Source organism: Bacteroides sp. L008 (genome assembly GCF_040812255.1).
GTDB lineage: Bacteria > Bacteroidota > Bacteroidia > Bacteroidales > Bacteroidaceae > Bacteroides > Bacteroides vicugnae.
Map to the genome: position 1 here is coordinate 280408 of NZ_JBFNXO010000001.1, position 13352 is coordinate 293759.

General features: G+C 42.8%; 9 protein-coding genes. 8 read left to right on the top strand and 1 reads right to left on the bottom strand.

Annotation, left to right across the window (positions count from 1 at the left end; translation table 11 throughout):
* Positions 1–19 precede the first annotated feature (19 nt).
* Positions 20–946 carry a hydrogen peroxide-inducible genes activator gene (locus AB3G73_RS01135; protein WP_234132102.1) on the top strand — a complete coding sequence of 309 codons (927 nt, stop codon included), beginning with the start codon at positions 20–22 and terminating at the stop codon, positions 944–946.
* A 223-nt stretch (positions 947–1169) separates the two neighbouring features.
* On the opposite strand, the gene AB3G73_RS01140 is transcribed toward AB3G73_RS01135, so the two are convergent.
* Positions 1170–1892 carry a NigD-like protein gene (locus AB3G73_RS01140; protein WP_195649879.1) on the bottom strand — a complete coding sequence of 241 codons (723 nt, stop codon included), beginning with the start codon at positions 1890–1892 and terminating at the stop codon, positions 1170–1172.
* Between the two features lie 175 nt (positions 1893–2067).
* On the opposite strand from AB3G73_RS01140, the gene AB3G73_RS01145 reads away from it, so the two are divergent.
* The 7 genes from AB3G73_RS01145 to AB3G73_RS01175 all read left to right on the top strand — a co-directional run bounded on the left by AB3G73_RS01145 (position 2068) and on the right by AB3G73_RS01175 (position 13342).
* Positions 2068–2616 (top strand): RNA polymerase sigma factor, encoded by a 549-nt coding sequence (locus AB3G73_RS01145; RefSeq protein WP_148365982.1) that lies wholly within the window; start codon positions 2068–2070, stop codon positions 2614–2616.
* Between the two features lie 6 nt (positions 2617–2622).
* Positions 2623–3927: an outer membrane beta-barrel protein gene (locus tag AB3G73_RS01150; protein ID WP_298044309.1), complete on the top strand. Its 1305-nt coding sequence runs from the start codon at positions 2623–2625 to the stop codon at positions 3925–3927.
* A 212-nt stretch (positions 3928–4139) separates the two neighbouring features.
* Positions 4140–4736 (top strand): RNA polymerase sigma-70 factor, encoded by a 597-nt coding sequence (locus tag AB3G73_RS01155; protein ID WP_367741901.1) that lies wholly within the window; start codon positions 4140–4142, stop codon positions 4734–4736.
* A gap of 63 nt (positions 4737–4799) precedes the next feature.
* Entirely contained in the window at positions 4800–5834 is a 1035-nt protein-coding gene (locus AB3G73_RS01160; protein WP_367741903.1) for a FecR family protein, read from the top strand.
* Positions 5835–6010: 176 nt separating this feature from the next.
* Complete coding sequence (locus AB3G73_RS01165) at positions 6011–9430, top strand: SusC/RagA family TonB-linked outer membrane protein (RefSeq protein WP_367741905.1); 3420 nt, start codon at positions 6011–6013, stop codon at positions 9428–9430.
* Between the two features lie 12 nt (positions 9431–9442).
* A complete protein-coding gene (locus tag AB3G73_RS01170; protein WP_298044304.1) occupies positions 9443–10789 on the top strand; it encodes a RagB/SusD family nutrient uptake outer membrane protein in 1347 nt (448 codons plus the stop codon).
* A gap of 21 nt (positions 10790–10810) precedes the next feature.
* Complete coding sequence (locus AB3G73_RS01175; RefSeq protein WP_298044303.1) at positions 10811–13342, top strand: glycerophosphodiester phosphodiesterase family protein; 2532 nt, start codon at positions 10811–10813, stop codon at positions 13340–13342.
* The last annotated feature ends 10 nt before the right edge of the window (positions 13343–13352 follow it).

The window sequence follows — 13352 nt, forward strand, 5'->3', positions numbered from 1 at the left end:
ACTTAATATGATTTGATAGATGACGATACAACAATTAGAATATATACTGGCTGTAGACCAGTTCAGGCATTTTGCACGGGCAGCCGAATATTGCCGTGTGACGCAACCCACTTTGAGTGCCATGATTCAGAAACTGGAAGATGAACTGGGAGTAAAACTATTCGATAGAACGGTACAGCCCGTTTGTCCGACAGCCATCGGGCGGAAAGTGATAGATCAGGCTCGTGTGATTCTGTCACAGGCAGCCCAAGTAAAAGAAATAATCAGTGAAGATAAACAGTCATTGTCCGGTGTATTCCGCTTGGGAGTATTGCCAACTATTGCTCCTTATTTGCTTCCCCGCTTTTTCCCTCAACTAATGGAAAAATACCCGGAACTGGATATTCGTGTCACAGAAATGAAAACACAGGATATTCAGCAAGCTTTGCACGCCGGAGATTTGGACGCAGGGATTATTGCCAGTAAATTAGAAGACACATTCCTGACAGAAGAAACTCTTTTCTATGAGCAATTCTACGCATATGTATCAAGGAAAGAGCCCTCTTTCAAGCATGAAGTGATCCGTACTTCCGATATAACAGGTGAACATCTTTGGCTCCTGGACGAAGGACATTGCTTCCGTGACCAACTTGTCCGTTTTTGTCAGATGGAGGCGGTGAAGGTCAGCCAGATAGCTTATCGTCTGGGAAGTATGGAAACTTTTATGCGAATGGTAGAAAGCGGAAAAGGCATCACTTTTATTCCCGAACTGGCAGTGGCGCAATTGACGGAAGAACAGCGACAGTTAGTGCGTCCGTTTGCCATCCCCCGGCCTACGCGACAAGTGGTGCTGGTGACAAATAGAGATTTTATCCGTCACAGCCTGCTGTGCGTCCTGAAAGAAGAAATAAAGGCAGCGGTCCCTAAAGAAATGCTTACTTTGCAGGCCATACAATGTTTGTTATAGTGAATTAGAGAATTCCTGCTTATCTTTTCTAATGTGGCAGGAATGATTTCTAACCATATAATCAGGAGCATTCTTGACTGGGCGTATGAATGGAAAAGATGCAGGTGTGTATATGATTTTATAGGTAAAGGGCGGCAGTTTCACAACTACCGCCCCCTCTTGCGTAATTAATATATTATATTAAAAAAGAGTGTGTTTCGCATGTTCATATTAGATTAGTAATCTAAGGAAATTTTACTTCATAAGTTTTCACCCCACTATATAAGGTGTTAACACGAATTCTCAATCCCTTTTTTCCTTCCATCCGCTCTTTTATTTTATCCAGTTTGAAAGACACATATCCTTCACCCAAACGTTGAGGATAATCTCCTTCACTGTTATGACGGAATTCCAGATTAATATATTCGTCCTCTGCATTGTCTTCGTCAGCAGTGGGAACTGTCTCTTCTTTGTCGTTAATCACCAGATTCAGGAAATGTTTTTTATCTTCACTATGTGTTCCGTAATATTGGAATTCAATCGTCAGATATTTATTATCCTTATTGATCCACATATAAGTCGTGTTGATCTTATCATCTCCGATTTTCTCTTCGTCGTTGTCATCTTCACCCATTGTGACGATGTCTTTGGTTAAGATTGGATTGATACCTTTCACCTGAATATTAAGGTCGTATCCATTTACAGGCTCTTCCAGCTCATTGAATATCACAAAAGCTCGTTGTCCCTCCACCCAATCTTTATTGCTCCATCCTTGTGAATTGCTGGGATACATCTTTTTTCCATTATCCAAAGTGAAATAAAATTCCTTGCTATCCTGGCTAATCATATTAATGGTGCTGATAACCAGAAGATCGGACGAACTGTCATCGTCGTCCAAGCATGACTGGAGAATCGGCATGGTAGTCATAATAGCAAAGATAAAGGCAATGAATTTAAATTTCTTCATATACTTACTAGGTTTTAGATTTTATAATATTTATGTTTTCTGTAGTAAAAATGCAAGGGGATAGAGAATATTGCATTCGGATCTGTTAAAGAAACAAAAGTGATAAAAGAGTTGTTCTCTCTGTGCAGTATTTCTATCTTTGCTGCATTTATAAGGTAAACACGTGTATAAGAGAATGGAAGAAATAGAGTTGTCGGAACAATGTAGGCTGGGTAATAACCGGGCCCGCAAGGAACTGTATGAACAGTATGCGGGGCGTATGCTTGGCATCTGTCTACGTTATACCGGCGACCGGGATACAGCCCAGGATCTGCTTCACGACGGTTTTTTAAAGATATTCGATTCGTTCGATAAGTTCACCTGGAGGGGTGAGGGTTCCTTGCGGGCCTGGATGGAGCGGGTGATGGTCAACACTGCTTTGCAGTATCTTCGGAAGAATGATGTAATCAATCAGTCGGCACCTTTGGAAGAGTTGCCCGAAGAGTATGAAGAGCCGGATGCTTCCGATGTGGAAGCGATTCCACAAAAAGTACTGATGCAGTTTATTGAAGAATTACCCGCCGGGTATCGTACCGTGTTCAACCTTTATACATTTGAAGACAAATCGCATAAAGAAATCGCACAAGTATTAGGTATCAATGAAAAATCTTCGGCTTCGCAACTGTTTCGTGCGAAGAGTGTATTAGCAAAAAGAGTAAAAGAATGGATAACGCATAATGGATAGATAGAGATGGAAGAGAAAGAATTGTGGATGAATAAGTTGAAGGAGAAGCTCGCGGATTATTCCGAGCCGACGCCTGCTTCCGGTTGGGAACAACTGGAGAAAGAACTTATGCCTCCTGTGGAGAAGAAAATATATCCTTATCGAAAATGGATGATGGCTGCTGCAGCTGTTATAATATTAGCTGTCGTTTCGTCAGTAAGTCTGTATTTTCTAGGGACACCTGCTGCGGATGAAATACGTCATATACAAACTCCTGCATTGGCTTCCACGCCCGATGTATTGCCGGGTGTGCAACAACCGGATATGCAGGGAACTGCTGTGGAACCTGTCTTACGGCCGGTAGCTCGCGTAGACCGTTTGGCGAAAGTCAACAGGAATCATACGGAGCAGAAAACAGGTGTAGATCCATTAGGGATCGGTAATGAAAATAAACCTTCAACAGGAAATGGAGAGGACTCTTTGAGTGAGGAGGATAAGAATGTAAAAGGGAAAGGAGAGACTGAAAATGTAGAAGATGAACCGAAGCAGGTAGAAAATACAAATGTCAGTCAGGGACAGTCACAAGATGCAGAGCGATTGAATAACAGACCGCGCCGCCCCTCCGGTAAAGACAAACTTCATATTCCGACAGAAAAAAGATCTTCTCAAAAGGGAACATGGTCAATGGGACTTTCGGTAGGAAATTCAGGAGGTGCTTCGACAGAAGTAGGTGCCGGATCTCATGCCTATATGTCCCGTGTGAGTATGTTTTCTGTTTCCAACGGTTTGATGGAGACAATTCCTAATGACCAGACGTTGGTTTTTGAAGATGGAGTACCTTACCTGCGTCAGGCAAAACAGGTGGTTGATATTAAACATCATCAACCTATTTCTTTCGGATTGTCCGTTCGTAAAGGTTTAGCTAAGGGATTCTCTCTTGAGACAGGACTGACTTATACGCTGCTTTCTTCGGATGCAAAACTGGCAGGTGAAGAACAACAGATAGAGCAGAAACTACATTATATCGGTATTCCGTTGCGTGCCAACTGGAACTTCCTGGATAAGAAACTTGTCACTCTTTATGTCTCCGGCGGAGGTATGGTTGAGAAATGCGTTTATGGAAAGCTTGGCTCTGAAAAAGAAACAGTGAAGCCTTTGCAGTTCTCGGTATCCGGTGGTGTAGGTGCACAGATCAATGCAACGAAGCGTTTGGGTATCTACGTGGAACCGGGTGTTGCTTATTATTTCAATGATGGCTCCGACATACAAACTATACGTAAAGAGAATCCGTTCAACTTCAATATACAAGCAGGTGTTCGTCTGACTTATTAGTACGAATTACCTCACTAAATATAGTAACGCCATCCGGTTCGGATACCGTCACTATCCCGATTGGATAGCGTCATTATCCTGACCGGATGGCGTTACTATTTGCTATTTACTATCTTTTTCTTCAGAAAAGTCGGATAATTGAGAAAATATTAATAATATTGTCACCTGTTTATGACCTATGGCTGCATACCTTTGTTGCAAAATTCTAAGATATGGTAGATTCTACAGATGAAAAACATTTATTAATCGACTTAAAAGGCGGTTCCTTTCAAGCATTCGAAAGATTGTATACTATGTATAGTGGCAAACTGTACAATTTCATTATGCGACTCTCTTCCGGCAATCAATATATGGCCGAAGAAGTGGTGCAATCTACTTTCATTCGTATATGGGAAGTGCGTGAAAAAGTAGATCCGGCTTCCTCGTTTATCTCTTTTCTCTGCACGATTGCCAAAAACTTATTGATGAATATGTACCAGCGCCAGACCATAGAGTATGTTTACAATGAATATCTGATGAAAAGTAGCGTAGACCGTGATTCACAGACAGAAGAGAATATTGATCTGCGCTTTTTGAATGAGTATATCGATTCTCTTGCCGAAGAACTGCCTGCGCAACGGAAGAAAATATTCATTTTGAGTAAAAGACAGAATTACACAAATAAAGAGATAGCCGAAATCATGGGAATTTCCGAAAGTACGGTTGCTACCCAATTATCTTTGGCTGTGAAATTTATGCGTGAACAGTTGATGAAGCATTATGATAAGGTAATTACCCTTTTGTTGGCCTTTTTTGTTAATGAAATGTAATAGTAATACTTGTTTTTGGATGGGAAGTAGGATGAAAATGTATACTTGTAAATAAGTGGAAAGATGGATAAGACACATTATAAAGAGCTAATTGAAAAATATTTCGAAGAAACGATCACGGATGTCGAGATAAAAGAACTGTCAGATTGGATAAAGAATGACCGTCAGTTGCATGACTGGTGGGAACAAGAGTTTGAGAGATCGGATTCTTCCATGAACCCCGTGTTGCGTGATAAGCTTTTTGCCCGGATCAAAGAAGAGACTTTAGGTCAAGAAGAAGGTGGGGAAAAAGAAGGAATTCAAAGACTAGAACAAATTCAAGAGAAAGATGAATCTCTGAAAAACAAGAAAGTGCGAACCCTCCGTATCATTCCTTGGAAATGGGTTGCTGCCATTTTATTGCCTGTCTGTGTCGCTTTTTTCACCTATTATCTTTTAGATTCTTCTCCAACGGCAGAAACACCCTTTATTGTGAAAGCAGCCAAAGGAGATAAAGCAACCATTGAGCTACCGGACGGAACAAATGTTGTACTCAATTCAGCTTCCCAATTAAGTTATCTGAATAATTTCGGAGAAAAAGTTCGCCGCGTGCAACTGAATGGTGAAGCCTATTTTAAAGTAGCCCATGATGAGAAACATCCCTTTGTCGTACAAATTGGCGATTTGGAAGTGAAAGTACTTGGTACTTCCTTCAATGTATCCGCCTATGAAGACGCTAAAGACGTGACAGTCGTTCTGTTGGAAGGAAAAGTCGGCATCTATGCACAAGAAATCTCGCACATCATGAAGCCTGGCGATAAAATAGAATATAACAAGACCACCCATAGGATAACGACCGCCCGGGTGCACCCGGATGATTACATCGAATGGACGAAAGGAAACATCTATTTCGAGAAAGAATCTTTGGAAAATATAATGAAGACACTTTCACGTATTTATGATGTAGAGATTCGTTTCGATTCCGGCAAATTACCTAAAGAATATTTCACGGGAACTATTCCGGGTGGCGGTATACAGAATGCTTTGAATATTCTGATGCTAACTTCTCCTTTCTATTATGAGATGGATGGTTCGGTGATTGTTTTAAAGGAGAAATAACATAGATAAGTATTATCTCAAATAATAATAAAAGCCATTTCGGAATTTCACTTCTAAGGAATGGCTTTTTTATTCTCTGGATTGATTTGGTTAATAAGAGTTAAAGCTTGATAGGCGCTTGGACGGGAGGATATAGCAGTCTGTATACCTATCAAACAACTTAAAAGTTTGGATATATGAAAAACAGAAAACACCTTGTAAATCTCCCTCAAACCCATGGGGAGAGAAGTAAGAACTGGAGAACGCTACGGGCTGTATGCCTGCTATTGTTCCTAAGCATCTCTTTTGCCGCTTATTCTCAAATAACGGTTAATTTGAAAGATTTGTCTTTAAGAGCCTCCTTAAAGAAGATTGAGCAAGTAAGCAATTACAAATTTTTCTACAGTGAAAGTCTTCCCGAGTTAGATCGGAAAGTATCTCTGAATGTGAAGAACGCAACGATTGACCATACAATGACTCAACTTTTAGGCAGAATGGATCTGACATACAAAAAAGAACAAGACAATGTGATTGTATTGATTCGTAAAGCCGAGGACAAGTCAGTTGCTAAAAAGATAACAGGTACGGTTGTAGATGAAAAAGGGGAACCTATTATCGGTGCAAGCATTGTGGTCAAAGGCAAGTCACATGGGACAATAACAGATTTCGATGGAAAATTCACATTGGCCGATGTGCCGGAAAAAGGAATATTGACAATCTCTTATATAGGGTATAAGACAGTCGATCTTTCTACCACTGGTCAGACATTAGTGAAAGTCGTACTTCAGGAAGACAGCAAAATGATTGATGAAGTTGTCGTTGTTGGCTACGGAGTTCAGTCACAAAAACTGGTGACAACTTCCATCAGTAAAGTAAAGATGGAAAATATAGACCAGGGTAATGACTATAACCCGATAAAAATGCTGCAAGGACGTGTAGCAGGTGTGAATATATCCTCTGCTTCCGGCACTCCGGGAGAAGCTCCCAATGTGACTGTTCGTGGTATTGGTTCCGTCAGTGGAGGAAGCTCGCCACTTTATGTTGTTGACGGTATCCCGAGCGAAAAATACCCCAACCTGAATCCGAATGACATTGAAAGCATGGAAGTCTTGAAAGACGCTTCCGCCGCTGCCATCTATGGCTCGCGTGCCAATGCCGGAGTCGTATTGATAACCACCAAATCAGGTCAGCAAGGCAAGACAAAGATAGAAGTGTCCGGTCGCTACGGATTTGCCTATCTCGCCAGTGACATTGAAATGGCCAATTCGACGGAATATATGAACACCATGCAAGCCGCTATCGACAATTACAATGTACAGATGGGAGCTAACCTTCAACTGTATACTCCTTCTCAAATTCAGGAAACCAATTGGGTGAAAGAAATATCAAGAAAAAACTCAAAGACAGGTACCGGTTCCATCAGCATCTCCGGTGGAAACGAAAAGACTACTTTTTTCGCCTCTTTGGGAGCCAATACTCAAGAAGGATATTTGAATAAAAGTAGTTATGACCAATATAATATGCGTGCAAAGTTCACTCATAAGATCAATAACATCTTCAAACTGAATATGAACTTAGCTGGTTCCGTCAGCCGTTCAGACCTGTTGGAAGAAACGAGCACCAGTCTGAAAGTGCTGCGTACAGCACGTGAAGAACAACCCTGGTATTCACCCTACAAAGAAGACGGAACATCCTACAAAGTGAATGGAACGGATATTCTGCGTCACAATCCCGTAATGCTGATAAATGAAGAAGACTGGGTAGCAAAGAAATACCAACTATCCGGCGTATTCAGTATAGACGTTACCCCCTTCAAAGGATTCAAATACACACCGACAGTAAGCGTATATGGCATTTTGGATAACACCTCTAAAAAACTGTCGGACAAACATGACGCCCGCAAAAACAGCAGCGGTTGGGGAGCATTGGCCGAACAAAAAGACCAGAGTTTCCGCTATGTGATAGACAACATATTCTCTTACAACAATGAATGGAACAAACTGATCTATTCCATCATGCTGGGACACTCGTTTGAGAAATACACTTATGAGCAATTCGGAGCAAAGAGTGACAACTACGCCAACGGTGCATTTCCTTCCTCAAACTTTGATTTAATCAATGCAGGGCCCAATATTTATGCCGGAAACATTAGCTATACCTCTTACGCTTTAGAATCCTATTTCGGACGAATCGCCTTGAACTGGGATAACAAATATATACTGAACGCCTCTTTGCGTAGTGACGGTTCCTCCCGTTTTGCGAAGAACAAGAGATACGGTTATTTCCCTTCTGCTTCTTTTGCATGGCGGGCATCTAATGAAGGATTCTTTCCGAAAAATCAATATGTCAATGACGCCAAGTTAAGATTGAGCTGGGGTATGACAGGAAGTATGGCAGGTGTGAGTAATTATGCTCCGCTATCACTTATCAGTGCGGGTGGCGCTTCCTACAATGGTTCCGCCGGATTCCAGATTTCGCAAGACGCCCGTGCCTTGACTTGGGAGAAAGCCAGCCAGTTCAATATCGGATTTGATATAGAAATGTTCCAATCCCGCCTGACTCTGAACGTAGATATGTTCTATCAGAAAACCACCGACCTGCTGTTCAAGAAACCGGTCAATGCAACCACCGGATATACTACTTTGCAATCCAATATCGGCTCATTGGAGAATAAAGGACTCGAGTTGGCTTTGAATGGCAAAATCCTTACCGGAAAGTTCAAATGGGATTTGGGAGGAAACATCTCTTTCGTAAAGAACAAGTTACTTTCCCTGATCGAAGGAAATGATATGTATATAGTACCCAGTAGCGGAAGTAACCTTCTGGGCGGTTCGATGCATGCTCTAATCAACGGCCAGCCCATCAGTACATTTTATATGCTGAAGATGGAAGGTATCTACCAGCGTGACGACGAAGTGCCTGCAAAACTTTACGCTAAAGGCGTACGTGCCGGTGACGTGAAATATTTCGATTATAACGAAGACGGCGACATTTCCGATGCCGACCGGATGAACGTAGGAAAAGCCATCCCTGACTTTTACGGAGGTATCACTTCCAACTTCTCCTACAAAGGTTTTGACCTGTCTCTGTTCGGACAATTCTCCGTAGGCGGCAAAGTGATGTCGGCATGGCGAGGAGTGAATGGGGCCGAAGGTACCGACCATTTGGGGCTCGCACTGTCTAATGTAAAAGTAGGCGACCGGGGCGAATCTGTGGAACAATACTTTAATGTAAGCAAAGAAGTGGCCAACGGATACTGGCGCGGAGAAGGAACAAGCAACACGATTCCTCGTCCTGTACGAATCGGAGTACATTCCGGATATGATTATGACTACAACGTACAGACCTCAACACGTTATCTGGAAGATGCTTCCTACTTTAAACTGAAAACAGTGACTTTGGGCTACACCTTGCCGGAATCGGTTGTTAAGAAACTCCGAGTGAACTCATTAAGAGTCTACGTTTCGGCAGATAATTTGCTGACTCTCACCAAGTATTCCGGTTATGACCCCGAAACATCATTCTCCGGTAGTCCGGGCGATTCAAATTATGGCGTTGACTTCGGTCTGCAACCTGTATTGAGAACATTTATTTTTGGTCTGAATCTAAACTTTTAAAAACATAGATGTATGAAACGATACTATACTATAATCAACTATTTGCTGTGTAGCATTTGCCTTTTCTGGATGACAGCTTGTTCAGGTATACTGGACGATATGCGGCCTAAAGATCAGATCCCTCAAGATATGTTGAGTGAATCCGATTTGGAAAAGTTATTGAATGGAGTGTACGCCGAAATGGAAGAACTGATATTCAAGTTCTATATGGACGGTGACGTAAAGGGCGAGAATTTCAAGGCAGGCCCCGGTTTTTCCCTGAATGATCCGATGTTGATGGCTCCCAGCTCCAAAGAAGTTTTGAGCCAGTGGCAAAAATGCTTTACAACTCTGAAGCAAGTTAACTTTCTGGTCGAGACATACGAAGCATCCTCTAATAAGGGCAATCAGATAGTGAAGCAGACAGGCGGTACAGGATATTATTTCAGGGCCTTGATCTATTATCATTTAGCCACTCGCTGGGGAGGAGCTCCTATCTTGCGTAAACGTACCTATGACGTTGTACCCATCTCTCCCGAAGCTGAAGTATGGAGCTTTATAAAAGAAGACTTGGAGAAAGCGGAAGGATTATTACCTGAATTTGCAGACCGTTTTTACGTATCTCTTAGCGCTTGCGACGCACTGAATGCCAAAGTATGTCTGTCTTTGAAAGACTATACAAAAGCAGCCGCTTATGCCGACAAGGTGATTACCAAATCCAATTTTGCATTGAGTGCTACATCGACCGAGTATGCCAATGCCTTTGTCTCCAACAGTAGTAGTAAAGAACTGGTCTTTGCGCTAGCCAACAAGCGCAGCACAAGTCTGCTGCTATTCTACCAAACGGTGAATGATATCGACCCCACTTGGGATTATTCTCCCTCTACTGACTGTTACGGGCATCTCTACGATGATACAACCGTCAAGAAACAAGATATACGTGCAAAAGCCGTGTTTGGTGCGGATAATAGTCGCATTATCAAATTCCCGAATGGAAGTACCGGACAGTTTGTCACCAATGAACAACCGTCACAAACCCCGATTGTAGTTACCCGCGTGGCAGAGATGTATCTGATTAAAGCAGAAGCACTGGGAGCTACCAACGGACTGTCTACACTGAAAGAGTTTATGAACAAACGTTACGCCACCGTTTCACTGCCCTCAAGCATGACTGATACTGAATTTCAGAACCAAATACTTGATGAGCGCCATCGTGAACTGTACGCGGAAGGTCAACGGTGGTATGATTTGAAACGAACCAACCGACTCGACTTGTTTACTTCCTTGAACGGCAGAAACTACTTGATGTACTATCCGGTACCCCAGTCGGAACGCGACTTGGCGGGAGAAGAAAACTATCCTCAAAATCCAGGTTATTAATTATCTTAGAAAGAACAGAGTATGAAGAATATAAAGATATTTGCAACATTTTTCATCTGCCTGCTGGTACTTTCGGCATGTTCGGATGATTGGAAAGAAAATGCGCTGACAGCAAAATTTGCTTTTGACAAGACGACCTATTATGTAGGCGAAGAAGTCAGTATCACGAATCAAACGATGGGCGGAGAAGGCAACTATACCTGCCAATGGGATTTAGGAGATGGAAAGACTTCGACCGAGATTGCCCCTAAAGTAATTTATGAAACGAATGGTGCCTATACAGTGACTTTGCATGTAAAAGATGGCAAAGGAAATTACGCAATGGCTCATAAATTGCTGACGATTGAAGCAGAACCTCTGCCCGAAGTCGGGAATGTGAAACTGAAGTGGGTAGGTGCCCATGTACTGGGAGAAATACGTTCCACGGCTCCGGCAGTCAGTGATGATAATAATGTGTATATGACTTCTAACGACCATTATTTACGTAAATTCTCTGCCACGACGGGCGAACAGCTTTGGGAATTCGATTTGTGGACTTCCGCCGACGGCGATTCTCCGTCCGGCAATACGCATACAACTCCAAGCATTGACGCGGATGGTACTGTCTACGTAGGGACTGGCGATACCAGTGGTAAAGTAGGTCGTGTATATGCCATTAATTCCGATGGAACGAAAAAATGGGTAGTTGCCGGAGATGCCGAAAAAGGATTTTGGAATAAAGGACAGGCTTCCACGCCCCGTATCAATTACCTGACCTGTGCGATTGGAGAAAACCACATCTATATGGGTAATGGCGGCTCTACCGGTTCGGTGCTTGCCGTTGATAAGAACACCGGCTACAGAGTGGGTTATGTGGCAAATGCGGACAATTCGGGAGGTCCTTCGGGCGGAGTGGCTGCCGGAATTGCATTGGCGAACAATACTTTGATTTGGTCAGGTGGAAAGAATGGATTATTTGGTGCTTCGGCATCTGCCTTGAATACAGGCGGTAATGTGATGTGGGCATGGCAGGTATATAGTTCGGGGAATGACAAACCTTCGGAAAACATGAATGGTTCCGTAGCGGTGGATGGAGCCGGTACAATTTATGGGATTGCCACATTCGCGGGAATAGGAAGCAGTGCTTTTGCTATGGGAAGCGACGGAGTCGAAAAATGGCGTACCCCGTTGGGAAATGTAGGAACACTGGATCAGGGTGGCGTTGTGATAGGTTTGGACGGAAGCATCATTGTAACAGTAAAACGTGCTCCGGGCGAAGCTACGGGAGGAATTGTTTCTTTATCTCCTAATGGAGTCATCCAATGGCATTACGGTGTGCCGGAAGATGTCAGCGGATGCGCGGCAATCGATCAGGTAGGGAATATTCATTTTGGAACCCAATCCGGTAATTATTATATCATTAAACCCGAAGCATCGGAAGAACAGCTAATCCTGAAAAAAGATCTGGCCGCACTGATTAATGAAAGTGATTCCCCTTTGAAGGACAACTGGGAAGCTGGTATCGGAAAGATATGGAGTTCACCGACAATCGGTCCGGACGGCACTATTTATATTGGTGTCACGAATACCGTAGATCCGTCAAAGAGTGTTTTGGTAGCTTTGGAAGATGAAGGTATTACCGGATGTGCAGCTTCCGCATGGCCGATGAAAGGGAAAGACAGCCGCCATTCCAGTGCACAGTTGGGCGGTTCGGGTGAAAATCCGGGTGGTGATCCGGGAGGACAACTACCCATCACAGGCAATCTGAAGGCCGATTTAAAGAAATTATTTGAGGACAGCTCGTATAAAGTCTGGCTTTGTGCCCATCGGGCGAATACGCAGAAGGGCATAGCCAACGGCATACCGGAGAATTCGTTGCCTTCTATAGAATATGCCATCAACGCCGGAGTAGAGATGATCGAACTGGATGCACGCCCCACATCGGACGGGATATTGGTACTGATGCACGATAATACCATCGACAGAACCACCAACGGAAGCGGTACAGTAGGAAATTATACCTATCAGCAACTACAACAGTTCTATCTCAAAGATGCAGCAGGCAATCTGACGGGAGAACGGATTCCAACTTTAGAGGATGCATTGAAAAAGGGGAAAGGAAAGGTATATTTCAATTTGGATATTGTCAACAAAAACGTTGCCGTAGCTACAATGGTGTCATTACTTAAAAAGTTGGACATGGAAAGTGAAGTGCTGTTGTATGTTTCCAATAATCGCAATTATGCGTATGATTTAAAAGCGGCAAACGGCAGTCTGTTACTGCATCCGATGGCAAAAGCGGCCGATGATATTACTTACTTTGCTTCTTCCTATACGGACAATGTACAGATGATGCAACTATCTACATCAGATGCTCTTTCGGGCGCAATGACCGAAGACATTAAATCTAAAGGCTGGCTTATTTTCTCCAATATTGTAGGGGCGAATGATACGAATATGCTTTCAGAGAACTATTCGGGTCTTGTAGGTATGATAAATAAACGCATTAATATCGTACAAACCGATTATGCCGAATTGGTAGCCAAGTATTTAAAATCCAAAGATTATAGATAACAAGAATGAA

Bases quoted from the DNA above. Each gene is read 5' to 3' on its own strand.
- AB3G73_RS01165 (WP_367741905.1), top strand. From the start codon at position 6,011: ATGAAAAACAGAAAACACCTTGTAAATCTCCCTCAAACCCATGGGGAG.
- AB3G73_RS01175 (WP_298044303.1), top strand. From the start codon at position 10,811: ATGAAGAATATAAAGATATTTGCAACATTTTTCATCTGCCTGCTGGTA.
- AB3G73_RS01135 (WP_234132102.1), top strand. From the start codon at position 20: ATGACGATACAACAATTAGAATATATACTGGCTGTAGACCAGTTCAGG.
- AB3G73_RS01140 (WP_195649879.1), bottom strand. From the start codon at position 1,892: ATGAAGAAATTTAAATTCATTGCCTTTATCTTTGCTATTATGACTACC.
- AB3G73_RS01160 (WP_367741903.1), top strand. From the start codon at position 4,800: ATGGATAAGACACATTATAAAGAGCTAATTGAAAAATATTTCGAAGAA.
- AB3G73_RS01150 (WP_298044309.1), top strand. From the start codon at position 2,623: ATGGAAGAGAAAGAATTGTGGATGAATAAGTTGAAGGAGAAGCTCGCG.
- AB3G73_RS01155 (WP_367741901.1), top strand. From the start codon at position 4,140: ATGGTAGATTCTACAGATGAAAAACATTTATTAATCGACTTAAAAGGC.
- AB3G73_RS01170 (WP_298044304.1), top strand. From the start codon at position 9,443: ATGAAACGATACTATACTATAATCAACTATTTGCTGTGTAGCATTTGC.
- AB3G73_RS01145 (WP_148365982.1), top strand. From the start codon at position 2,068: ATGGAAGAAATAGAGTTGTCGGAACAATGTAGGCTGGGTAATAACCGG.